The 24,576-nt window shown below is 37.8% G+C and carries 23 protein-coding genes; 10 read left to right on the forward strand and 13 right to left on the reverse strand.

Annotated features, from left to right (window positions below; genetic code table 11):
• Positions 1 to 114 precede the first annotated feature (114 nt).
• Positions 115 to 1,005 carry a glycine--tRNA ligase subunit alpha gene (locus tag H3T44_RS02380; RefSeq protein ID WP_110438318.1) on the forward strand — a complete coding sequence of 297 codons (891 nt, stop codon included), beginning with the start codon at positions 115 to 117 and terminating at the stop codon, positions 1,003 to 1,005.
• Position 1,006: 1 nt separating this feature from the next.
• Positions 1,007 to 3,067 carry a glycine--tRNA ligase subunit beta gene (glyS, locus tag H3T44_RS02385; RefSeq protein ID WP_198195867.1) on the forward strand — a complete coding sequence of 687 codons (2,061 nt, stop codon included), beginning with the start codon at positions 1,007 to 1,009 and terminating at the stop codon, positions 3,065 to 3,067.
• Between the two features lie 5 nt (positions 3,068 to 3,072).
• On the opposite strand, the gene H3T44_RS02390 is transcribed toward glyS, so the two are convergent.
• From H3T44_RS02390 to H3T44_RS02415, 6 genes are all read right to left on the reverse strand, one after another.
• Positions 3,073 to 5,589 (reverse strand): glycosyltransferase, encoded by a 2,517-nt coding sequence (locus H3T44_RS02390; RefSeq protein ID WP_198195869.1) that lies wholly within the window; start codon positions 5,587 to 5,589, stop codon positions 3,073 to 3,075.
• A gap of 137 nt (positions 5,590 to 5,726) precedes the next feature.
• Positions 5,727 to 6,248 (reverse strand): translation initiation factor IF-3, encoded by a 522-nt coding sequence (infC, locus tag H3T44_RS02395; RefSeq protein WP_198193459.1) that lies wholly within the window; start codon positions 6,246 to 6,248, stop codon positions 5,727 to 5,729.
• A 174-nt stretch (positions 6,249 to 6,422) separates the two neighbouring features.
• Positions 6,423 to 8,390 (reverse strand): threonine--tRNA ligase, encoded by a 1,968-nt coding sequence (gene thrS, locus H3T44_RS02400; protein ID WP_198195871.1) that lies wholly within the window; start codon positions 8,388 to 8,390, stop codon positions 6,423 to 6,425.
• A 42-nt stretch (positions 8,391 to 8,432) separates the two neighbouring features.
• Positions 8,433 to 9,347, reverse strand: a complete 915-nt coding sequence (locus H3T44_RS02405; RefSeq protein WP_232347481.1) for a glycosyltransferase family 9 protein — start codon at positions 9,345 to 9,347, stop codon at positions 8,433 to 8,435.
• On the reverse strand, positions 9,337 to 10,509 hold the full coding sequence (locus H3T44_RS02410; protein WP_198195875.1) for a glycosyltransferase family 4 protein: 1,173 nt from the start codon (positions 10,507 to 10,509) through the stop codon (positions 9,337 to 9,339). The genes H3T44_RS02405 and H3T44_RS02410 overlap by 11 nt, the downstream gene beginning before the upstream one ends.
• Before the next feature lie 16 nt (positions 10,510 to 10,525).
• On the reverse strand, positions 10,526 to 11,194 hold the full coding sequence (locus H3T44_RS02415) for a glutathione S-transferase family protein (protein ID WP_110438325.1): 669 nt from the start codon (positions 11,192 to 11,194) through the stop codon (positions 10,526 to 10,528).
• A gap of 263 nt (positions 11,195 to 11,457) precedes the next feature.
• Here H3T44_RS02415 and minC point away from each other — a divergent pair, with 263 nt between their 5' ends.
• From minC to minE, 3 genes are all read left to right on the forward strand, one after another.
• On the forward strand, positions 11,458 to 12,165 hold the full coding sequence (minC, locus tag H3T44_RS02420; RefSeq protein ID WP_110438612.1) for a septum site-determining protein MinC: 708 nt from the start codon (positions 11,458 to 11,460) through the stop codon (positions 12,163 to 12,165).
• A gap of 91 nt (positions 12,166 to 12,256) precedes the next feature.
• On the forward strand, positions 12,257 to 13,069 hold the full coding sequence (gene minD / locus H3T44_RS02425) for a septum site-determining protein MinD (protein WP_110438326.1): 813 nt from the start codon (positions 12,257 to 12,259) through the stop codon (positions 13,067 to 13,069).
• Positions 13,069 to 13,344 carry a cell division topological specificity factor MinE gene (gene minE, locus H3T44_RS02430; RefSeq protein WP_155567319.1) on the forward strand — a complete coding sequence of 92 codons (276 nt, stop codon included), beginning with the start codon at positions 13,069 to 13,071 and terminating at the stop codon, positions 13,342 to 13,344. The genes minD and minE overlap by 1 nt, the downstream gene beginning before the upstream one ends.
• A gap of 84 nt (positions 13,345 to 13,428) precedes the next feature.
• Here minE and H3T44_RS02435 read toward each other — a convergent pair whose 3' ends face one another.
• From H3T44_RS02435 to H3T44_RS02460, 6 genes are all read right to left on the reverse strand, one after another.
• Positions 13,429 to 15,126, reverse strand: coding sequence for an alpha-keto acid decarboxylase family protein (locus tag H3T44_RS02435; protein ID WP_198195876.1), 1,698 nt, complete (start codon positions 15,124 to 15,126; stop codon positions 13,429 to 13,431).
• Between the two features lie 115 nt (positions 15,127 to 15,241).
• The gene (locus tag H3T44_RS02440; protein WP_198193458.1) at positions 15,242 to 15,676 is read right to left on the reverse strand and encodes a SufE family protein; all 435 of its coding nucleotides are present in this window, start codon (positions 15,674 to 15,676) and stop codon (positions 15,242 to 15,244) included.
• Positions 15,677 to 15,715: 39 nt separating this feature from the next.
• The gene (gene hslU, locus H3T44_RS02445) at positions 15,716 to 17,038 is read right to left on the reverse strand and encodes an ATP-dependent protease ATPase subunit HslU (RefSeq protein ID WP_122123848.1); all 1,323 of its coding nucleotides are present in this window, start codon (positions 17,036 to 17,038) and stop codon (positions 15,716 to 15,718) included.
• A gap of 3 nt (positions 17,039 to 17,041) precedes the next feature.
• The gene (hslV, locus tag H3T44_RS02450) at positions 17,042 to 17,623 is read right to left on the reverse strand and encodes an ATP-dependent protease subunit HslV (protein WP_122123849.1); all 582 of its coding nucleotides are present in this window, start codon (positions 17,621 to 17,623) and stop codon (positions 17,042 to 17,044) included.
• A 51-nt stretch (positions 17,624 to 17,674) separates the two neighbouring features.
• Entirely contained in the window at positions 17,675 to 18,070 is a 396-nt protein-coding gene (locus H3T44_RS02455; protein ID WP_122123850.1) for a response regulator, read from the reverse strand.
• A gap of 255 nt (positions 18,071 to 18,325) precedes the next feature.
• On the reverse strand, positions 18,326 to 19,897 hold the full coding sequence (locus H3T44_RS02460; protein ID WP_198195877.1) for an ATP-binding protein: 1,572 nt from the start codon (positions 19,895 to 19,897) through the stop codon (positions 18,326 to 18,328).
• Positions 19,898 to 20,156: 259 nt separating this feature from the next.
• Between H3T44_RS02460 and H3T44_RS02465 the strand changes: the two genes are divergently transcribed.
• The 5 genes from H3T44_RS02465 to H3T44_RS02485 are packed head-to-tail and all read left to right on the forward strand — an operon-like array spanning position 20,157 to position 23,548.
• Complete coding sequence (locus H3T44_RS02465; protein WP_155572088.1) at positions 20,157 to 20,582, forward strand: hypothetical protein; 426 nt, start codon at positions 20,157 to 20,159, stop codon at positions 20,580 to 20,582.
• Positions 20,583 to 20,616: 34 nt separating this feature from the next.
• Positions 20,617 to 21,288: a cell division ATP-binding protein FtsE gene (locus H3T44_RS02470; RefSeq protein WP_122123853.1), complete on the forward strand. Its 672-nt coding sequence runs from the start codon at positions 20,617 to 20,619 to the stop codon at positions 21,286 to 21,288.
• Positions 21,269 to 22,219: an ABC transporter permease gene (locus H3T44_RS02475; protein ID WP_198195878.1), complete on the forward strand. Its 951-nt coding sequence runs from the start codon at positions 21,269 to 21,271 to the stop codon at positions 22,217 to 22,219. Before H3T44_RS02470 ends, H3T44_RS02475 begins: the two co-directional genes overlap by 20 nt.
• A gap of 1 nt (position 22,220) precedes the next feature.
• Entirely contained in the window at positions 22,221 to 22,835 is a 615-nt protein-coding gene (locus H3T44_RS02480) for a YdcF family protein (protein ID WP_198195879.1), read from the forward strand.
• A gap of 17 nt (positions 22,836 to 22,852) precedes the next feature.
• Positions 22,853 to 23,548 carry a 1-acyl-sn-glycerol-3-phosphate acyltransferase gene (locus H3T44_RS02485; protein ID WP_232347482.1) on the forward strand — a complete coding sequence of 232 codons (696 nt, stop codon included), beginning with the start codon at positions 22,853 to 22,855 and terminating at the stop codon, positions 23,546 to 23,548.
• Positions 23,549 to 23,823: 275 nt separating this feature from the next.
• On the opposite strand, the gene gloB is transcribed toward H3T44_RS02485, so the two are convergent.
• Positions 23,824 to 24,549 carry a hydroxyacylglutathione hydrolase gene (gene gloB / locus H3T44_RS02490; protein WP_198195880.1) on the reverse strand — a complete coding sequence of 242 codons (726 nt, stop codon included), beginning with the start codon at positions 24,547 to 24,549 and terminating at the stop codon, positions 23,824 to 23,826.
• Positions 24,550 to 24,576 lie beyond the last annotated feature (27 nt).

Genomic DNA, 24,576 nt, shown 5'->3' on the forward strand with positions numbered 1-24,576 from the left:
CATATCATCAAGATCGTATTATTTATTTAATCTTATTCGTAACCATCGATAGACTAAAAAATAATTAACACTTATTATTCGTTATTTTTGCATTCTTTTGGAATTATATAATTCATGCCATCGCATACACCCTTTCAACCAGCTTCAACAAAAAAAACGTTATCATTCCAGGGACTGATCTTAAAGTTACATGAATTCTGGAATTCTCAAGGTTGTGCATTATTACAACCTTATGATCTTGAAATCGGCGCGGGAACATTATCACCACACACGACATTACGAGCGTTGGGCGACAAACCTTGGAAAGCGGCCTATGTTCAACCCTGTCGGCGTCCAACAGATGGACGATATGGTGAAAACCCCAACCGTTTACAACATTATTATCAATATCAGGTTCTACTGAAGCCATCCCCTGAGAATAGTCAGGAACTATTGCTTGAAAGTTATAAAGCCATCGGTATCAATCCAAAAGAGCACGATATTCGTTTTGTTGAAGATGACTGGGAAAATCCCACAATTGGCGCGTGGGGACTTGGATGGGAGGTTTGGTGTGACGGTATGGAGGTCACTCAATTCACCTATTTCCAGCAGGTTGGCGGGATAACAACCTCTATTCCTTCAACTGAACTTACATACGGCCTTGAACGATTGGCCATGTATATTCAGGGCGTTGAGAATGTCTATGATTTGGCCTTCAATGATCACGGTCTGACCTATGGAGAGGTTTTTCTCAGGGCTGAAAAGGATTATTCCCGTTACAATTTTGAATGTGCAGACACGACTCTTTTATTCAATCATTTCAAGGATGCAGAAAAAGAATCCAATGCGTTGGTCCAACAGAAACTTGCTCAGCCAGCCTACGATCAGTGTTTGAAAGCAAGCCACTTATTCAACCTGCTTGATGCCCGTGGAGTCATCAGCGTGAATGAACGCGCTTCCTATATTGGTCGCATTCGTAATTTGGCAAAACAATGTTGTGAAACTTGGCTGGCAGAGGAAAAATAATATGTCGGAATTGTTTATTGAACTATTATCGGAAGAAATTCCCGCACGCATGCAAAAGCAAGCCATGGAAAATCTTAACCGTTTACTGAATAATGCGCTGATCAATCTTAATCCCACTGATGCTAAAACTTTCTCCACACCAAGACGTATCGCTGTTTCTATGCAGATTGACGCTACCATTCCGGCACAAGAGCTGGAGGAAAGAGGACCACGAATTACAGCCCCTGAAAAAGCGTTAGAGGGTTTTTTACGCAAACATGCGGCTCAAAAAAAAGATTTGATTGAAGAGAACGGTTTTTGGGTTTTGAAAAAAATCAAGCCTGAGCAATCGGCTAGCCAATTTATTCAGGAAAAAATTCCGCAACTTTTATGGCAATTCCCCTGGCCTAAATCACAGCGTTGGGGAAATGGCAGCCAATTTACATGGGTTCGCCCATTGCATCGCATCACCTGTATTCTAAATGGTGAGGTTGTTCCTTTTACCTTGGCAAAAGAAAATGATGATGCGCATGGATTATCCAGCGATCAAATCACTGAAGGCCATCGTTTTCTTTCTCCTTCCCCCTTTACCATCCGCAATACAAAACAATGGCAGGAAACACTGTTTTCCCATTATGTTATTGCCGACTCTGAACAGCGTCGTGTAAAAATTCTTGCAGACATATCCAAGCTTGCAGAAAATAATAAACTTCAACTCGTTTCTGATGAAGGACTTTTGAACGAAGTTACGGGACTTGTTGAATGGCCCGTCGCGTATATGGGTAAAATTGATTCCATTTTCATGGATTTGCCACAAGAAGTAATGCAAGTTTCAATGCGAGTGAATCAACGTTATTTCACACTGAAAAATCAAGATGGCTCACCAGCAGCACGTTTTATTTTTATAGCGAATATTAGACCAGACGATGATGGTTCCTTAATCATTGCCGGAAATGAGCGTGTTTTGAGGGCACGTTTTGCCGATGCCCGTTATTTTTGGGAACAGGACCGTAAAACACAACTTGTATCATATAACAACTCATTAAGTGATGTTATTTTTCATGCCAGACTCGGCAGCCAATACGAACGTGTGCAACGTATTGTCAAAGTTGCAGGCTTTCTTGCAAACGAACTTTGCGCCGATGTGGTTCATGCACAACGTGCTGCTTTACTTTGCAAGGCTGATCTTGCAACAGGAATGGTTGGTGAATTCCCGGAACTCCAAGGTATTATGGGGGGATATTATGCTCAACATGATAACGAAAATCCTGCCGTAGCGCTTGCAATCAAGGAACATTACAAACCTTGTGGTCCAAAAGACCAGACCCCCACTGAACCATGCTCTGTTATCGTTGCACTCGCGGATAAAATCGATTTGCTAACCGCATTTTTTGCCATAGGTGAAAAACCCAAAGGATCTGGTGATCCTTTTGCATTAAGACGGGCTGCCTTGGGGATTATCAGAATCATCCGTGAAAACAATCTCTCTCTTGATTTAGAAAAAGTATTTGAATTCTCCATTTCAACACTTCCGAAAGATTTACAACAAGCTTCAGATCTGAAATTTTTGGCAAATTTCATGAATGAACGACTTATTATTCAGTTACGAAGTGAGGGTTTACGACATGATATTTTATCAGCAGTTTCACAAAAAAATCATTTAACTGATATTTCCGAACTTCTTAAAAAAGTTAATGCCATAAATCAAATTCTTGAATCATCCGAAGGAAAAGATCTTCTGGCCGCTGTCAAAAGAGCAAGCAACATTCTCAGAATTGAAAACAAGAAAGACGGCCCTCATCACGGTGAACCCGATCCGTCTCTTTTCCATACTGATGAAGAAACAAATCTGTACAGTCATTTAAAGCAAGCTACACAAATGATTGAATCAGCACTTGATCATAAGAAGTTTGAATTTGCAATGAATACTATAGCTTCCTTACGCTCTGAACTGGACATCTTTTTTGATAAAACTATTATTAATGATCCAAATGAAATCATTCGTCATAATCGACTTAAACTTCTCAATCAAATTGATAATGTGGCTAACCTTATTGCTGATTTTAGCCAAATTGAAAAATAGTTATATTAAATTTTAACTGGGTCTGTTAATTCATAAAACAGCTGGGGCTTGACTTTAAAATGAGGTGAATAGGCTGAATCATTTTTATAAACCGCCTTTTCACCCCATTTTTTTTCCATAAATTCCATTTCATATGTGAAACGTTCTTGGTGTTCAGGTCTATCATCACTACCTCTTGAATAGCTTTCATGATGAATGGCAATCACATCCATGCACATAATAATTCGATAACCTGCCTCTCTTACTTTCAAACATAGATCGACATCGTTATATGCAATTTTTAAATTAATTTCATCAAATCCATCTACCTCATGAAAAACTGATGCCTTTACCAACATCATGGCCGCTGTTACTGCAGTCAATTCCTGTGATAATACAGAACGTCCGACATAACCAAAATCATTCTTGATCATCCCCCTATTCATATGTTGGGCAATTTCCCCAGGACCAACAATAATGCCTCCATGTTGTATTCTTCCATTCGGATATAACAGTTTGGCTCCCACAATTGCAATATCATCAGCAAATTCCGCCTCATTCAACATGATTTCCAGCCAATCTTCATTTTCGATAAATACATCATTATTTAAGAATAAATAAAAATCGGATTTTATTTTTTGAGCAGCCAGGTTATTCAAACGTGAAAAATTAAATTCTTCTTGTACTGTTAAAAAATTCACAGTCTTTTTTCGTGAATAGTTTTTTATAAACTCCAGAGTTTCTGGTTTTTTTGACCCATTATCAACCAATAATATATTATAGTGGCTATAATTGGTTCGGTCCAAAATACGGTCAACGCATTTTTTGGTAATTTCAATCTGATCTTTGAAAGGGATAATAATTGTAACAGTTGATTGCGGTATCTTATTCCATGCAACCTTATACATCGTAGCATTCTCTATTGAGCTTACCATAGTTTCTTGACCCGTACGTTTCAAATGATCACTTACACAGGCTATACCTGCCTTTACCGCATATTGTTTATTGGCGGTTGTTTCCGCTGTTGAATTCGGAGTAATACGCCAGTGATACAAAATCTCCTGAACATGATGAATTTGCGATGATTTTAAATATTCTGTCAATCGCAAAATAAAATCATGATCCTGTGCACCATTATATTGCGATGACAGAAAACCAACTTTTCTAACATAATCAACATGAATCATGACAAAATGACAAATATAATTACACCCTAACAAATAACGGTAATTAAAATCAGGTTTTAAATTGGGTTCGGTAAATTCACCATTGTTATCAAGCTTATCCTCATCTGAATAAACAAAATAGGCATTATGACACTGCGCTTCCATTATCATCATTTCCAATGCTTCAGGAACCAGCAGGTCATCATGATCAAAAAAAGCAATCCATTGACCTTTTACCTGTTTCAATCCTTCGTTAGTCGCTTCGGAAATACCCCTATTGCATGTCAGTGTAATTGCCTTGATCCTGTTATCAAGCAAAACATATTTTTTAATTTCTCTCTGAATTGATGCTGATTCTCCTCCATCATCAATCAAAATCAATTCCCAATTTTTATAAGTTTGACATAAAACAGAATCAACAGCCTCCCTAAAATGAGATAAATCAGGTTTGTAAACAGGACATATAATTGAAATTTTGGAAGATTTAAGTTTTATCTTTAAATCTTTCAAATTTTGTCTTTTTTTATCAAGTAATTTTGGTAAACTCGAGAAATATTTTTGTGCCCATAGATGATATTCATCAATTACATATTCCGGATAAGCGATTAAATTTTTAATTTCACTTTTTAGGGAATTAATTTCATTATATATACTATCTATATGCTGATTCATTATTAATAATTTTTGTTCCAACAAATCATCAACAAGGCTTGTTTGATAGGGACTGTTTTTCACTTCTATATAATCAGGCATTACATACACGCGAAATTCCGCCTTAAAACGTTTTCGAAGCACTTTGGGTATAACAACCGCAAAACCACATCTTGGCTCACTATTATAAGCACTTGCCACATCAGGACGATATCTATTGGCCTGAACCGTTTGTAATTCAATCCCATTCATGACAACAAGAATTGAACAGTTTCCTGTATATTCTCCTGTTTTCAAATCCTTTTTCAAAACCCATCCAACAATTGAACCGTTCTTCCATCCATCAATAAAAGATTCATATCCTACAGAATCGTTATTTCTTAATAATTGAAAATATACATAGGATACTTGCTTATTATTCTGTTTTGAATCAGAAATTATAAAAGATGTTTCATCAATAAATTGAAATGATAGCTTATGGTTCTTATTATCCCTGTATCTTTCTGGTATGGAAAATTGAAAACCAATATTGCTGCGAAAGAAATTCAACTTTTGCTGGATAGTTTTATTTTCAATATCGCATTTAATTTCAGCAATCTTCACATCATCGATAAAAGCAGAAACAATTGTAGGTTTTTCAGGTTTAACGACATTAATTGCCCATCCCACAAATACTCCCTCTTCAATTCTTTGACAGAAACCCGTACAGCGAGATTGAGCATTCATGAACCCCATCCTTTTAGTTAACTGAAATTTACTACTTCTTGAATAAAATTATAATTTTTCAAAAATAAATATCATTATAAAAAAAGGTATGTAAAATTTACATACCTTTATTGAACTTCGTTTAATATTTTATCACATCAACGGGCTACTAAAACCATAATCATTTGACGATTTTCGATCTTGGAAGTTTGTTCTGGCTTCGCAACCTCTTCCATATCAACACGGAATCGATCCAACAATTGAACACCCAGTTCTTGATGGGCCATTTCACGTCCACGGAAACGTAACGTGATTTTAACCTTGTCACCACCAGCAATAAAACGCTTTGCCGCGTTTAGTTTTACCTGATAGTCATTTTCATCAATATTAGGTCTTACCTTGATTTCCTTAATATCAATGACTTTTTGTTTTTTACGTGCCTCATTCTTTTTTTTCTGCTGTTCATATTTAAACTTGCCGTAATCAACAATTTTCGCTACTGGCGGATCAGCATTTGGACTAACTTCCAATAAATTCAGTCCAACAGCATAAGCCATTTTCAAAGCTTCACGTGTTGGCACAATACCTAACATTTCACCATCAGCACCAACCAGGCGAACCTGTGCAGCACGGATCTCATCATCAACCAAAGGCCCTTCACGATTAGTCGCAGGGGTTATCGATGTTTTTACTATGGTTAAGCTCCTTCTATAAAAAAATCATTGAAAGGGGATTACTTACTTAAAAATTAGAAATTGAACTTATCAAAAAAATCAATCTTGTAAATAACCCATTTCCTAGATTTAATAATAAACAACTTCTTAAAATACTATAATAGATTTTAAAAAAACTATCTAGTCTTCACAATAAAATTTAGCCTTTCGCTGCGCAAAGGGAACACGCCCTTTATCTGGCGGTGATGCCTCTCGAGACAGTTGATCCATGGCTTCATTCAAAGCCATGATCTCTTGTGATTTTCCACCCAATCGACGTACCGCCAAATGACGTTCTTCCGCCTCCTTGCGCCCAATAACCAAAATGACAGGAACATGTTGCAGACTATGTTCACGAATCTTTGCATTGATCTTTTCGTTTCTATCATCCAATTCCACACGAATTCCCTGGGCTTTCAACAGGGCAACGACTTCTCGGGCATAATTCTCCACATCATTTACAATCGTTGCCACAACTACTTGGACAGGTGCCAGCCACAAAGGGAAATGACCTGCATATTGTTCTATCAAAATACCAATAAACCGTTCAAATGATCCTAAAATTGCCCGATGAAGCATAACTGGGCGATGTCTTGCGCTATCTTCTCCAATATAAGCCGTCTTAAGCCGTTCTGGCAGAACATAGTCAACTTGCAACGTGCCACATTGCCAATCCCTTCCTATCGCATCACGTAAAACAAATTCCAGTTTGGGACCATAAAAAGCGCCTTCCCCTTTATTAAGCTCAAATTCTACACCAACCTGTTTACAGGCTTCCTTCAAGCTATTTTCAGCACGATCCCAAATCGCATCATCTCCCGCTCTTTTTTCTGGACGATCAGAAAATTTGATGCGGAAACTCTCGAAACCAAGATCTTTGTATACTTCTGACAACATTTGGACAAACAAAGCTGTTTCAGAAGTAATTTGATCTTCTGTACAAAAAATATGCGCATCATCCTGAACAAATGACCGAACACGCATAATCCCATGTAGTGCTCCAGAAGGTTCGTAACGGTGACAGGCTCCAAATTCCGCCATCCGAAGGGGAAGCTCACGATAGGAACGCAATGTATGATTGAATATTTGGATATGACATGGACAGTTCATGGGTTTCAAAGCGTAAATGCGATCTTCATCCTCAACGGAAGCAATAAACATATTTTCCTTGAATTTGTCCCAATGCCCTGATGCCTCCCATAATGAACGGTCAACAAGTTGGGGGGTTCGCACCTCCTCATATCCATAACGACGTTGGACACGCTGCATATAAGCCTGTAATTCGGTATAAATTTGCCATCCTTTGGGATGCCAGAATACGGAACCTACGGCTTCATCCTGCAGATGGAAAAGATCCATCTCTTTTCCAATCCGTCTGTGATCGCGTTTTGTCGCCTCTTCCAATTGCGTCAGATAGGCATCAAGCTCTTTTTGATCACGCCATGCCGTTCCATATATACGTGACAGCATGGCATTTTTTGAATCCCCACGCCAATATGCACCAGCAACCTTCATCAGTTTAAAAGCTTTACCGACATCCCCGGTCGTTCTTAAATGCGGTCCACGGCAAAGGTCAAGCCACTCCCCCTGTCTATAAACTGTGATCGTTTCTGTTTCTGGCAAATCCCGAATGAGCTGGGTTTTATAATGCTCCCCATTGGTTTCAAAATATTCAATTGCTTTCTGCCGAGGCAGAACCTCTCTGACAAAAGGTTCATTACGCGCAATAATCTCATGCATTTTCTGTTCAATTTTACCAAGATCCTCTGGCTTGAAAGGTTCTTCACGGGCAAAATCATAATAAAAACCGTCCTCAATAGCTGGACCAATAGTAACCTGGGTTCCCGGATATAGTTCCTGTACTGCCTGGGCAAGTACATGTGCAGCATCATGACGGATTAACTCTAACGCCGCCGCATCTTTTTTTGTAATGAATTTTACTGACGAATCTTCATATATTTCAGTTAATAGATCGACTAATTTTCCATTCAGCTCCATTGCTAAAGCTGCACGGGCCAAACCTGCCCCAATAGATTGTGCAATACTTAAACCCGTAACCGATCCTTCATATTCACGAACAGATCCATCAGGCAAGGTAATAGATGGCATACTTAAAACTCCAGAACGATATAATAAACCTAATAATAAACTTTAATGAACCCAGTTCAATTCTTGTGCAACCTTTTTTACGGAAAGATTTCTTAAATCCGCCTCATACAATATTTTGACATGTTTTCCACGTGGTGCGGTCAGCGCAGGATTACTTGATGATGAGAACAAAACAACAGAACACCCCCCCACCAATGCGGCAATATGCATTGGTCCTGTATCATTTCCGAGCGAAAATTGTGCATTTTTCATTAAGTGCCCCAACTGAAACAAACTTGTTTTACCAATCAAGTTCATTGCCTTCGGACATAATTGCAAAATCTGTCGGGAAATCTCTTTCTCTTCTTTTCCTCCAGCAATTATGGGGACCAACCCTTTTTCAAGACATATATTCGCAATCTCACCATAATACTGAATAGGCCATCTTTTCTCCATACGTCGTGCCGAGCAACCAGGAACTAACACAACATAGGGTCGATCCATGGAAAAATCAATCATTTCGGATAAAAACCAAGATAAATCAAGCTCGGGATAATCAGTTATACCAACCTTGCTTAGCTGATCTTTCTGGCGATCAAATGTATGCAAGCGATTGCGCTCCTCATTGTCATGTCTATGCGATGCTGTTTTTGCAATCGCCGATCCTTGTCTCTGTCCTGTAAACCTAAAGTAACGTGTCGATCGATGAGAAGTTTGTAAATCAAAGATATAATCATATCCCCGTAGTTTTTTCACTAGCCTAATCAATCCCGCAATATTGAACCAGGAAGGTTTATCATCAACAATAACACGATCAAACCAAGGTGATCTTTTGGCCAGATCAACAAATGGTGCAGATGTTAACAAGGTGATCTCTGCATTGGGATAATACTGACGAATGGCCGCAAACGGGTAAAAACTTTGGATAAAATCCCCCAAAGCACCCAAACGTATAATCAAGATTCTTTTAACTGACATCATTGATCTTTAATTTGTTTTCAGCAGGTAATATCTCGTTATAAACAGAAAGGGTTTTGCATTGCATCTGTTGTAAAGTATATTTTTTTTGAACCGCTTCCCGGGCAAGCCGACCGATCCAATTTAAATCTGCATCTGTTTTTTCCATCAACTGATCCAAAACAAATACCAAATTATTAACACTGCCGGGTTTAAAAAGGTAACCTGTAACATTTTCTTCAACTGTTTCTGCCGCCCCACCATGATTGGCAACAACCACAGGTTTCTCCATAGCCTGGGCCTCAATTACGACACGTCCAAAAGGTTCAGGTTTAAGGGAAGGTACTACAACGATATTTGCCAGTGCATAGACCGCAGGCATATCCTGGCTATTTCCCACAAAATAAATCGAATTTTTTATTTTTAAATAATCGGCTAAATCAAGCAACTCTTTTAAAAAATGATCTTTTTCTTTGGCGGGACCGACAAAAATGCAGATCCAGTTCGGATGATTGAATTTTAATTCAGCAAAAGCCTGCAATAATAATTTATGTCCCTTCCACTCCGTAATTCTTCCCGGCAATAACAGGATCTTTTGCTCTTCAGAAATTCCCCAACTCTGTGCCAATGAACTTATTCGGTTACCTAACGGCAAACTCGGATCAAAAATAGTTAGATCAACCCCACGTGGAATGATACATAGTTTTTGCTGGTTGACATGATATTCTTGTTGTAAATGATTAGCAATATAATGACTGATCGCTATCACCTTTTCCCCTTTGGTCATTACCTGGTTGTACCAACGTTTTCCGAACCATTTGGCCTGAAAAACTCCGTGCCAGGTTGTGACAAAACGGATATGACATTTTTTTGCTGCCAACCATGCAGACCATGCCGGCGCTCTTGAACGTGCATGAACAATATCTACTTTATAATACTGGATAATCTTAATTAACGCATAATGATTTTTCCAGATTATCCACGGATTTTTTGAGCTTAGCGGTAAATGAATGTAAATTGCCCCAATTTTCTCGAGATAATGCTGCCATATTCCATCTTCACTGGCTACAATTGCAATGCCACCCGCCTGTATGATTGCCTTTGCCATATCAACAGTTCCCCGCTCTACCCCACCTGTACCCAATGCTGGTAGAACTTGCAATATGACCGGTTTATTTTCCATTCCGACTAAAATTTCATTAAAAATCTAAATCGGCATAATATTTGGGAGGGACTACACCACTTACCCGATCATTTAACAAGGCACGAAAACTGGGACGGGATTTTATCCGAACATACCAATCCTTTACCATTGGATATTTATCCCAGTTAATATCACCAATATAATCCAAGCTGGAAAGATGGGCTGCAGCGGCAAAATCAGCAATTGACAAATTATTTCCTGCCAGCCAAACCCTGTTTTCAGCTAGATAGGCAATATAATCAAGATGAAATTTTATATTCTGGTAGCCTTCTCTCAATGCTTGAGCATTGGGATTGCTATTTCCAAAAAGACGTTTGAACATTTTCTCAAACAGTAAATTTCGAGTGATTTCTCGATTGAATTTGTCATCAAACCAGGCAACCAATCGTCGCACCTCCACTCTTTCCGCCAAAGTGCGACCCATTAATAACGTGTCAGGATAGGCTTCTTCCAAATATTCGCTGATCGCATAGGAATCACAAATAGCCAGACCCGTTTCTTCTACCAGGACAGGAACGGTACCAGCAGGATTCATCGACAGGAATTCATCCCGTTTTTTCCATACAGCTTCGGTCATCAATTCAAAAGATAACCGTTTTTCTGCCATTATCAGCCGAATTTTACGACTGAAAGGACAAAGGGGAAGATGATACAATATTCGCATAAAGCCTTGCCATTATTCCACAAAATCTTTTTAGTGTAACATAATATGTTTTTTTACTGAAAATATTTTAAAATCAGTTTATCACTACAGTTTAATCATATAGCTTAACTTTTAATCAATTATAAAGGCTTAAATTCATCTTTTAAAAAATTACAAGATATTTATTTTTTCGTATATTATTATTTTATTTTTCAACTTTATCAAAACGTAATAATTTAGACGTCATTAATTTATTGATCTGTCAAACAGGAAATACACTCGTGGTGCATCATTCTTCGCATTCACTGCCCCCCTTACGGATCCGAGGCCGTTCGTTTTTGGCACTGGTTCTTTCACCAAAAGCCCCTCTTGTAAATTGGTTACAAAGCCTGGACGAACAAATTAAACGTTCTTCACAATTTTTCTATGGCAAACCTGTTATTCTCAATCTTGAACTCTTGACGGGCGATGAAGAAGGATTGGAAAAACTTTATCATGAACTTTTAGGCAGAAATATTCAGATTATCAGTATGGAAGGATTGCCATCCAATCCTTCTGCATTAAAGGACTGGCCTAGAAATTTCATTCTTACAGGAGGAAAGAATATCGACAATTTAAATCCCCCGATCGATTCTCCAGCTAAAAATCAATCCGTTCCTTGCTATATTACTGATGATCCCGTTCGATCAGGACAAAGCATTTTTTTTCCGGAAGGGGATATAATTGTTGTTAATTCTGTTGCATCGGGAGCGGAAATTAGCGCCGGTGGATCCATTCATGTTTACGGCGCCCTGCGGGGACGCGCTATTGCCGGTATAAGTGGACAACCCAATGCCAGAATATTCACCAGTCATATGGCAGCAGAACTATTGGCTATTGACGGATATTACATGACAGCAGAAGAAATTCCAGAGGCTTTTAACAATAAATCTGCACAGGTTTTTTTAAAAGAGAATGTTATTACTGTAACTAATCTAACAAAAACAAGGTAAATAAAATTATATTCTGATATTTTTAGTGTTTTATTTGCCGTAAAATGATATTTTTAACATATTGAAAATGGATTATCATAAAGGAACAAGTATGTCGAAGGTAATCGTTATTACCTCAGGTAAAGGCGGGGTTGGTAAAACGACAACAACCGCAGCGATTGGAGCGGCCCTCGCCCAGACAGGACAAAAGGTTGTCGTCATTGATTTTGATGTCGGTTTAAGAAATCTTGACCTTGTAATGGGATCAGAAAGACGTGTGGTGTTTGATTTTATCAATGTAATACAAGGTGAAGCCACGCTTTCTCAAGCATTGATTAAAGATAAACGTATCGAAACCCTTTTCATTCTGGCCGCTTCCCAAACACGGGACAAAGACGCCTTGACTGAAGAGGGTGTCAAAAAGGTTATTGAGGAATTAAAAGAGAAGTTTGACTGGATAATTTGTGACAGTCCGGCCGGAATTGAACGCGGTGCTAAAATGGCCATGCATTTTGCTGATGAGGCCATTGTCATTACCAATCCCGAAGTATCCTCGGTTCGTGACAGTGATCGTATCATAGGCATCCTTGACAGTACAACTGATAAAGCCCAAAAAGGTGAAAAAATTAACAAACACCTGTTAATTACACGTTATGCAACAAACAGGGCAGCCCATGGCGACATGCTTAACACAGATGATATACTTGATATCCTTTCCATTCCCTTGATTGGTATCATTCCTGAAAGTGAGGAAATTCTCAAGGCTTCAAATATAGGTACTCCGATAACACTTTCTGCACCCAACTCTGCTCCTGCCCGTGCCTATGTAGATGCAGTTAAACGCTTGCAAGGAGAAAAAATAGACATTACCATTCCGACTGACAAAAAAGGGTTTTTTGACTGGTTGTTAAAGAGGAATAGATGATGAGTTTTTTATTTTCAAATTTCTTTAATAAAAAAAGTTCAGCGCCCGTTGCCAAGGATCGTTTACAGATCCTGCTGGCTCATGAACGTTCTTCTTCCAGCAATCAAAATGATTCAGATTTATTGCAAAAATTACAAAAAGAAATTATGGCGGTTATCCAAAAGCATATCTCCATTGATCAAGAAAAAATTCAGGTCAAAATTGATCAAGGATCTGCCTGTTCTACATTGGCTATTGATATTGAGGTTCCCCAACAACGTCAAAAAAAATTTTGATTCAAACTTGATAATATCGATAGACTTTTTTTATGTATTTGAGGAGCTTGTTATTGATCTAGAATAAAACTCCTCAACATTTATTTAGAAATGAACTTTTTTATCAAGCTCTTTCAAACCTCTTTTTCCATAATTGAAGGATGCAATACGGTCTGCTGAATCCTGAACTTTTTTGGGTATGTCAAAAGGATCAATCATAATTTCAACAATACGCGGTACTAAAGTATCATTTTCCAGTTCTTCCAGGCTTGTTTCCAATTCATCCTCAGTTCTGACTTGATAGTATGAATAGGGTTTATTATCACTCAAAGCATCAAATAGTTTATGATAGTTCCATTCAGGAATATCATTAAACGAGGAATATAACCCCATAATGCTGCGTTCGATTGTATAACCTTTATTATTCACCAAAAAAATGATTGGATTAAGATCATGCGCAAAAAAAGCTGATACTTCCTGCGCTGTTAATTGGAATGACCCATCCCCGACAAATAATATTTGGCGCCGTTTAGGTGCTGCCATTAATGAACCAAACAAGGCAGGCAATGAATACCCGATTGATAACCACAAAGGCTGATTAATGATGGTAATTCCGGCAGGAAGAGCCAATCCCCTGACACCTCTCATCGAGGTGCCTGCATCCGTAACAATGACATCATTTTCCTGAATGAAATGATCCATTTTTGTCCAAAAACGATTGAGGATTAATGCCTTGCCCTTTTCAACTGTCCATGAATGTTTTTTATTTTTATGAATGGAAGAGAATAAATTTGACTGTCGGGACAAGTCATTTTTTATCAGGCTTTTCAAAAGGTCTACAGCACAGACATCCTCAAACACTTTTTTACCAACGATAGTGCTGAAGGGCATGATATTGATCATATTTTCTGGAATATTCTGCGTAAAATACCCAGAATTACTGTCTGTAAATTTTACGTTAATTCCTATTAAGCAATCAGAATTTTCAATGATATCTAAAACGGATCTGACAGAAGCCCCGCCATTATATTCACCAACCCATTGCAATAAACCCTGATCCAAAATTGCCTGTGCCGCTGATTGGGTGGCAAATGGAATATTCAATTTTTCAATAAGTTCTTGCGTAAGTTCTCTAAGTCCAAATCGATCTATGGCATTACCCAGCAGCATAGCCGGGCGTTCAGCATGTCGCAGACGTTCTTTAATGCCATGCAAAAGATTTGAAAGTTGTAAGGAATCACTCATTTGTAATGAACAGACCAGTTTGTCATCATGGACATCAATCTCGAAAAACGTTATATCCGATGGGATTTGAATATAAACAGGTCTTTTTTCCCGTTTGCAAACATTCAATACACGATCAATTTCCCCCACTGCATTTTGTGGCGTAAGGCGCGCCTGAGCGACAGTATAGGAGCGGTAACAATTCATGACATCTTCATAATTACCCTCCGCTGTGGTATGATGCAAAAAGGATCTTTGATTTATACTGTGTAAAGGTGGCGCTCCAGAAAGACAAACCATTGGCACGTATTCGGCATATGCTCCTGCAACACCATTAAGGGCACTCAGGTCACCAACACCATATGTTGTTAGTATTGCAGAAATTCCATTTAAACGTGCATAACCATCCGCAGTATAGGCCGCGTTCAACTCATTACGATTTCCAACAAATTTTATATCTTTTCTTTTTTCTGCCTGCATCAAAAATTGAAGATTATAATCCCCAGGCACACCAAAAATTGTGTTGATCCCAATTTGAGATAATCTATCCAATAAGAAATCCCCAATTGTTTTTTTCATATATTATCTCCTAATTTTACAATGTATTTCTTAAAATAGTCTTAAATTTAGAGACTGTTATCTCAATTGAAGAATCTTAAATTATACGAAATAAATATTTCAAAAAAAATTAACACTATCGTGAGGCAATATGCTGTATGGCTTTAACCATCGACATAACCCCATTACTTCGATTTGCTGACAACGCCCCTGCAAGTCCCAGATCCTTAACAAATCCAGGATCGATTTTCAAAATTTCCTCTGCTGTTCTTCCAGAATAAATCCTTAGTAACAAAGCGATCAGACCTTTAACTATCACGGCATCAGACGATCCAGCAAAATAATATTTATTTCCTTCCCGGGAGTAATTTAACCAAACCTGACTTTGACAACCAACCACACGAAATTTATCATTTTGCCATTCAACAGGAAAAGCAGGCAAATTATTTCCAAGTTCAATCAAATAACGATATCGCTGCGTCCAATCATCAAAAAGATCAAACTCATCCCTAATGGCATCAATCGCCTCTACCGCGCTTTGTTCTTCGGGTAAAATAAAAGAACCTGAAATTGACATAGATAAATCTCGTACAGCCAGACAAATTACAAATTAAAGAATAAAACGACTTAAATCACTTTTACTCGCCAAGGAAGCAACTTTTTCCGTTACATCCTTTGCCGTTATCTGAATCTCCTCACCTGAACGTTCAGAAGCTGTAAAAGAAACTTCTTCGAGAAGCTTTTCCATAACGGTTGCCAGACGACGCGCACCGATATTCTCAACTCTTTCATTAATATCCGTTGCCAATTGAGCAATTGAATCAATTGCATCATCCGTAAACTGTAACTTGACTTTTTCCGTTTCCATCAAAGCGATATACTGTTTCAAAAGTGACTGTTCGGGTTCTGTTAAAATCCGACGCATATCTTCACAGGTTAAAGCCGATAATTCAACACGAATCGGTAGGCGCCCCTGTAGTTCCGGCAATAAGTCAGAAGGTTTAGCCAAATGAAAAGCACCAGAGGCAATAAAAAGTATATGATCGGTTTTAACCAGACCATATTTTGTTGAGACAGTCGTTCCCTCTATTAATGGCAGTAAGTCACGCTGTACCCCTTCACGGGAAATATCAGCACCACCACGCCCACCACTTCCTTCATAAGAACGGGCACAAACCTTGTCAATTTCATCCAGAAAGACAATTCCATGATTTTGTGCACGCTGTATAGCTTCTTGCACAAGCGCATCATTATCCAGAAGCTTATCAGATTCTTCACGAATTAATGCCTCCCGGGCTTTTGCAACCGTCATACGGCGTGATTTTTCAGAACGGTTCATGAACCCTTTCATCATATCGGTAAAATTGATAATCTGGGCCGATGGCATCCCCGGTATATCCATTTGATTAACAGGAGAAGATATATCCGCCACTTTAATATCTATTTCCTTGTCCTCTAAATCTCCATTAACCAGCATCTGCAGGAATTTATTGCGTGTTTCTGCTGTCGCTCCATCTCCCACCAACGCCGTTACTATTCTTTGATTTGCGGCATCTTTTGCCTTTTCAACGACATTGCGACGTTTTACATCACGCAACATGACCAAAGATGCTTCAACCAAATCGCGAATAATGCTTTCCACATCACGACCGACATAACCGACTTCGGTAAACTTAGTTGCCTCAACTTTTAAAAATGGAGCTTGTGACAAACGGGCTAATCGACGAGCAATTTCCGTCTTACCACAACCCGTTGGTCCAATCATCAAAATATTCTTAGGAACGATTTCTTCCCGCATCCGGTCAGGTAACTGAGCTCTTCTCCATCGATTGCGCAAAGCGATAGATACAGCCTTTTTTGCTTCATGTTGACCAACAATATAACGATCAAGTTCTGCAACAATTTTTTTCGGAGTATAGGTCGGGATTTGCATATATTATTTACTTTCTGAGTTCAAAGTCTCTACAACAAGGGAGTGATTGGTATAAATACAAATATCCCCAGCAATTTTCATGGCTCGACGTGCGATTTCTTCCGATGTTAGTCCATCAACAGTCAAAAGCGCCCTTGCGGCCGCCAGAGCATAATTACCACCGGAACCAATGGCTACCACCCCGTCTTCTGGTTCCAGTACATCACCATTACCTGTTAACGTGTATGAATGAACATGATCAGCCACAAGCAGCATTGCCTCAAGTCTTCTTAAGTAACGATCCGTTCGCCAATCCTGAGCCAACTCGACACAAGCCCTTTCCAACTGATTGGGATAACGCTCCAATTTCTTTTCCAAACGTTCCAGCAAGGTAAAAGCATCCGCTGTCGCCCCTGCAAAACCAGCCAATATAGAACCGTTTTGTCCTATTCTCCTGACTTTCCTCGCATTACCTTTTACAACTGTATTACCCAGTGTTACCTGGCCATCACCTGCTATTGTCACCTGCTTTCCGTAACGGACACATAAAATAGTCGTACCATGCCACTGAATAGGATCATACGTAGATAAAGTGTTATTTTGCATATCTAGGGTTAACCTTACATAAAATTATATGATAATAATTATCCGAACTGGTTAAGAAATCAATTCTTCTATACGCTTTGTCAATACCCCAAGGGAAAAAGGTTTGGTTAACAATTGTATTTTATTGTCAAGAGTCATGGTATTGATACCATGTGCATAACCAGTAATAAATAATATCGATAAATTCGGCCAGATCTTACGCGCAAATTCAGCAAGTTTGTTTCCATTTACTCCTGGCAACCCGATGTCGGTTAATAGTAAATCGACATGCATATGATTACAATCCAAATCTTGTAATAATGCCATTGCCTTTGTGCCATCTTCAGCGGCAATTACCTCAAACTGCATTTCATCCAGCAATTCCACCAATAATGGGCGTAAAATGGAGTCATCCTCAGCAACCAAAATTATTTTTTTTGTTTTTTGTTTTTGTGCTTCAATCAACATTTCCTTATGCCTTTACGTCAAAAGGAAAAATATAGTGTTCAGACTCTATAATCATTTTAAAACTATATATTCACTTCGTTATCTATATTATCATTTAAAAAAAATATTAAAAAGCAATTAAAGAATAAAAATATGCATCTACGTTTTATATAAAAATCATATTAGATTGGTGACATAATATAATATTAATTTTTGATTTCTATTTAATTAATTTATATTAATATTCAAATATGTTGATGGAAATTTATTAAATATCTATCTTTCCATTTCACTATATATGGGTAAATATATACTTATATTTGTTCCTGCTCCCAATTGACTTTGCACATTAACCTGTCCCCCCGACTGTTGTGCAAATCCATAAACCATTGCCATTCCCAGTCCTGTTCCCAACCCCATTTTTTTTGTTGTGAAAAAAGGTTCAAAAATATGAGCAATGGTTTCAGCACTCATTCCCTCGCCTTCATCCTGAATGATGGTGACTGCATAAGAACCCGGATTTAAATGAAGCCGTTTGCCTTCATCCGGACTAATATCTTTCTTATCCAAAATGATAGTTATTACACCTCCATTTTTCATGGCATCTACTGAATTGATACACAAATTCATGACAGCCAATTCAAATTGTGATGGATCTGTCTTAACCGTCAAAATACCCGATATATTATTTTTAAATTCAAGATGAATTCTATTTGATTGGTTGGCTTCAATCTGTTCTTTGAACCTTCTTTCATAACGCATCTGAAGAGTTTGAGACAATAGATCAAAATTTTTATGAATAATCTTGGTGAGATCCACTTCCTGCAAAGATAATTTCTTTCTTCTGCTGAAACTCAAGAGTCGCTCTGTCAATGTGCTACCCTTTTTTGCCGCCTCCAAGGCATTGTTCTGTAACTGCTTAATTGTATCCATGATTTCAGAATTACCCGAAACCTCCAACAGCTCTTCGGATAACTCCAACGAGCCGATCATTGTTGTCAACAGGTTGTTGAAATCATGAGCAATTCCCCCAGCCATTGTACCAAGGGCCTTCAATTTTTCCGACTGCCGCAACTGCATTTCCAATTCTTTCTGTTTAGTGATATCCAGCTCCATCAGTACAGAAGGATGCGTAATTTCACCCTTTGCTCTATCCAGCAATAAACGGGTAATCATAAACCATTGTGACGATTGTTTAGAATTATTCGAGGGAACCTCCAATATCTCCACAAAGCGCTCCTCCTTTTTCAAACGCTGGTTAAATCTTGACAATTCTTGCGACGTAAAAGACGGTTCAATTTCCTCTTCTGTTTTTCCAAGGCATTCGGTAATGGTCAATCCACGCCGATTGGCCGCCAACTGGTTCATACGGGTGAAACGACCCTCCTCATCTTTGAAAGCAAGGCCATAGGGCAGATTATCCAACAGCCCTTTTAACAATAAACGTTCATGCATTAGTTTTCTTTGAAATTCTGATCTTTTAACGGCCCGTTTTACAATTTCCTTTACCATGAAAGGATCCAGCGGTTTTGGAATAAAAAACGATATTCCCCCTTCATTCAACGCCTTGATCAGAATATCCGTTCGGCTTTTTGGTCCCAAAAGAATACGTGTAGCAACAATAAGATTACGAACACGGGCAAAAAAAATATTTCCGAACATGCAGGGCATGAAATTATTATAGATAATGGTGGAAAAATGAGCCCCCTTTTTAATCATATCCAAGGCATGATAGGAAGATTCTGTAAGATATAAAGAGTAATCCTGACCCAGAATTTGTTTGAATTCCTTTAAAATCCTGGAATCATTATCAATGATTAATATCGAAGGCTGCGTATTGTTACCCATACCCAATTCTCTAAAAAGTATTTATTGATATATATGGTTTGCCTAGATCAATAATTAAACAGGATCTACAAAAATACCATTCCACTTATTTTTCTCAGAATATCTGATATGGCAAGTAAATTCACTGAAAATTAATATGTTTCGGTTCATTAATTATTTTAATTCAAAAAATTAAAGATTTATATAAAGAGTTTTATTATAAGATTTATATCAATATGCTACAGTGTATCTTCTTTTTATTCAGTTTAAGGATAGTTTCGTGAATAAATTTTTCTCTAATAATACACGATCAGAAGAACGGCTAGGCCACATCAGCCAAGAATATACCGATTCAAGAAATTCATCCAAAGTGTCCAATCCATTTTTAAATATTCTCTGGTTCGCTTGTCATTTCTGCTTTTACTTGATCCAGCAAGTCGCCGAAATTTTTGCCCCGTTATTCTTGGTTGTTGGTATCATATGGAAATTATTGCCTGCCATCACTTCTTCATTAATAGCCGTTATCTCCTCATCAGATCCTCAAACAGGTGAGCTTGTGAAACATGGAGGCAACCTGATTCCCCATTCAATTATGATTGCAGGACATAGTTTAACTGCAGGAAAATTAATTTTCGATGGCGTTTTACTTATTATGTTAACCGCATTATGTGCGACCGTTACTGTTTATTTGGGACGTAAATTATAATCCATTTCCTTATCTGCCATGAAACCTTTCTGCAATGATTCAACTTGACAAGGTAAGCCTTTATTACAGACAAGACTGTCCGATTTTATCAAATGTCACACTCCATATTCCCCAAGGTAGTTTTTGCTGGTTAACAGGACCATCAGGAATTGGAAAATCAACCTTGCTCCAGATGTTCCATCTTGAAATAATGCCTAATGCTGGGCAATTACAAATTTTGGAAACAAACATACATAAAAACCGTCGTTCAACTATTTGCCACTTAAAACAAAGAATAGGCATCATTTATCAAGATTTTAAACTTATTCCCAATTTAAGCATTTATAATAACATCGCTCTACCCCTTCGACTGCAGAATACGGATGAATCCATAGTAAGTCGTTGGACAAATCGAATTCTCCAATGGATGAATTTGCAAAATAAGGCTGAACTATACCCTCGAACCCTTTCTGGAGGGGAGCAACAACGCGTTGCAATTGCCCGAGCTGTCATTCACAGACCTGATATTTTGTTGGCTGATGAACCCACCAATGCGCTGGATGAGGAACAGGTATTACGTTTAATGGATCTTTTTTTTGATCTTAATGATTTGGGGTGCACAATCATTATCGCCACCCATAATGATAATCTCATCCATCAATTCCCTGCCCCTAGACTAAAATTAAATAATGGACAAATACGAATTGATGATGCTGTTAAAACATAAAACCACTGATGGATTGAAAGTCAATCTGGCTTTACCCGGGCAATTTTTAATTCCCCTTGTTGCTGCAATGACCTTTTTGGCCACCCTGATGATTGCGGGAACCTATGCTGGTCAAAATCTTGCAAATCGTTGGAATACAGGGGCAGCGTCCACAATAATTCTACAAATTCCCCAAAATAACCTCCAGATTTCGTCTCAAAATACAAAACAAGAGAACTCCGACAATAATGCATCAATCCAGCAAATTATCACCCTTCTCTCGACCTCCAGGGAACTTGTCTCTTTTCACAAACTTGATGATAATGAAATAAATGAATTATTAGCCCCTTGGCTGCATGAAGATTTTGACAATCTTGCCCTTGCCATTCCCGCAGTCATCGAATTACATTTAAAAAATAATACAAAAATTTCAGGCCAGCTTGAAACTTCCTTACGCAAAATCGAACCCAATATCGTTATTGAACAAAGTAACTTCTGGAGTCAACGCTTAAATGTTCTTGCAAATAGTTTGCAAACCTGTGCATTCCTTGCTTTTCTTACCGTGATTTTTGTCGCAGCCATTGTAATAGCCATCGCCACCCGAACTGGTTTGATACAATGTAAACAAACAATCGAAATACTTCATAATCTAGGCGCGTCAGACCACTATATATCCATACGTTTTGCACGAAGAAATGCATTTCTTTCCCTTATCGGAGGTGGCATCGGCTTAATTTTCTCAATTCCCTTATTGTTTTTTTTAACCTATCTGAGTCTGCCCTTCAGCAGTAATCCAAACTGGGAAACAGTTTATCAGGGGTGGTTTAGCATTTTAACCTTGTTACCATTCAATCTATTGATTTTAATTATCATTTTACCTTTGTGCAATTATTTTATAGGCTGGATTTCAACAACACTCATTGTTTATTATTGGTTAAGACATTTGACATAAAATGAAAAAAAAAATCTCTCAGAATTTTTTGATCAAGATTATTGGAATCATCATTTTTTTATGGTTAAGTGGTTTTGTTGTTTTTATATATGATTTGTTAAGTTTCTCATCTATCCCCCCTTTAACGGACGGTATCGTCGTATTGACCGGTGGAACCGGAAGAATCCATACAGCCATTAGATTTCTTGAAAAAGATTGTTCTCAATATCTGCTTATATCTGGAGTTGGCGCAACAACAACCCTGCAAGATTTAAAGAATTCAATTACGAATTTTCCTGCAATTTCATGTCAAGACCATATTTTACTGGGACATAATGCAACGTCCACCATGGGTAATGCCATTGAAACAGCGGCATGGGTTCATTATTACCATTTGCAATCCCTGACGGTAATAACTTCAAATTATCATATGCGTCGAGCCATTCTTGAACTTAGAAACCTTCTATACGATATTCCTCTTTATCCCTTCTCGATCAACACCATCAATAAGGATAATGTTTTAAAAATATCTTCTATTCGATTATTATTTATCGAATACAATAAGCTACTTATGGCCTATACAGGATTAATTCACACGACAAAACCAAAGCATGATTTAATCAATATTAAACATTAACGGATTTCATGACCTTTATGACTTTTATTCGATCACTACTTTTCTCAATATATTTTTTTACCCTAACCCTGTTCATGGGTCTTTTTGCTTTTTATATCCGTTATTTTGCAAAAAAACGTGCCTTGGCCTATGCACAATTATGGACTGAGCTTTCAATCAAGGGTCTTACAAAAATCTGTAAAATAGAGATTGATATAAAAGGCAAGGAATTCTTACCTAATGACTCATCTTTTATAATAGCATCTCAGCATCAATCCGCCTTTGATACCCTGATATGGATGAATCTTTTACCGCGTCCTGCCTATATAATGAAAAAAGAGTTGATACATCTTCCACTTGTCGGGCCAATGCTTCTCTTGTCCGGAATGATTCCCCTTGACCGTCAAGGAGGTGCAAGGGCTTTGAAAAAACTTGTCATGAATTGTAAAAACGCTATAAAAGATCAACGACAAATTATTATCTTTCCTGAGGGTACACGTTCACAATATGGTAAAAAAGTTAAACTGCAGGCCGGTGTTGCAGCTATTGCAAGTCAACTTGACCTTAAAATTGTTCCAGTTAGCACCAATTCAGGGTTACATTGGGGGCGCCACTCTTTCCTAAAAAAACCTGGAACAATTTATATTAATTTGCATCCAGTCATTACAGACCTGTCAAATCGCAAGAAAGTGTTATTTGCCATAGAAAAAAGCTGGGATAATAATATCATGTAACATTTTTTATGAATTGTGGATAAGTTGGTGGATCTATTTATTGAAAATAAAATAACTTTAAAAAAAAGAACACAACGAAAAGATAATAATTTGCGCCTACAAGCCATTCTTTACGATTCCTTTCCGATTTAACACATGCTTTGACAAAATGTGGATAATTTACCGATAATTAATAATTCTCCATAATTATTATCGTAAAATTAAATCTTGCTAAATCATGCTTGCTTACTTAATATCCACACATTAAAAATTGAAATCATTCCTTTTTAAACCTATCAAAATTGATCTTTTGCCTTACGTAAGCGTGCAAACTCCTTAACGGTCAAGGCCATCAAAAAAGGATTGGTTCTCTTTTCAATTGCCAGCATGACAGGCAAGGATGGTTTATTTTCCGAACGCAATTGCTGCACTTGCTTCAAACGATTTAACAAATCTTCATTGTTTGAATCCACTGTCAGGGCAAAACGACCATTATCTTCAGTATATTCATGAGCGGCATAGACCATAATTTCATCAGGCAGGGACTTTATCCGTTTGAAACTTTGAAACATCTGTTCTGGACTACCTTCGAATAAACGACCACAACCAAGGCTAAATAGAGTATCTCCTGTAAAAATTATACCTAAATCATATGAATAATAACAAACAGATCCCAAAGTATGACCTGGCGTATTTATAACTTCAAAAAAACCGAAACCCAGGTCGATCTGTTCATGATCCTGTACATAATCCGTAGCATCCACAATACTGTTTTTTTCTTTATCAGGCGCATATATCTGACAATTAAATTTGTCTTTCAATTGGCGAATGCCCCCTGTATGATCTGAATGATGATGCGTGACAAGTACCGATTGCAAATTCAGTTTTTTATCTTTTATAGTATTAAAAACGGGAGTAAAATTACCAGGATCGACAATAGCTGCATTTCTGGTTTTTTTATCATATAATAGCCACGCATAATTGGTTTCATAAAAAGGAATAGGCTTAATAAGAACAGACATTCTCTTTCTTTATTTCAATATTTTATT

This window comes from Commensalibacter sp. M0355 (assembly GCF_016101365.1).
Taxonomy (GTDB): Bacteria; Pseudomonadota; Alphaproteobacteria; order Acetobacterales; family Acetobacteraceae; genus Commensalibacter; species Commensalibacter melissae.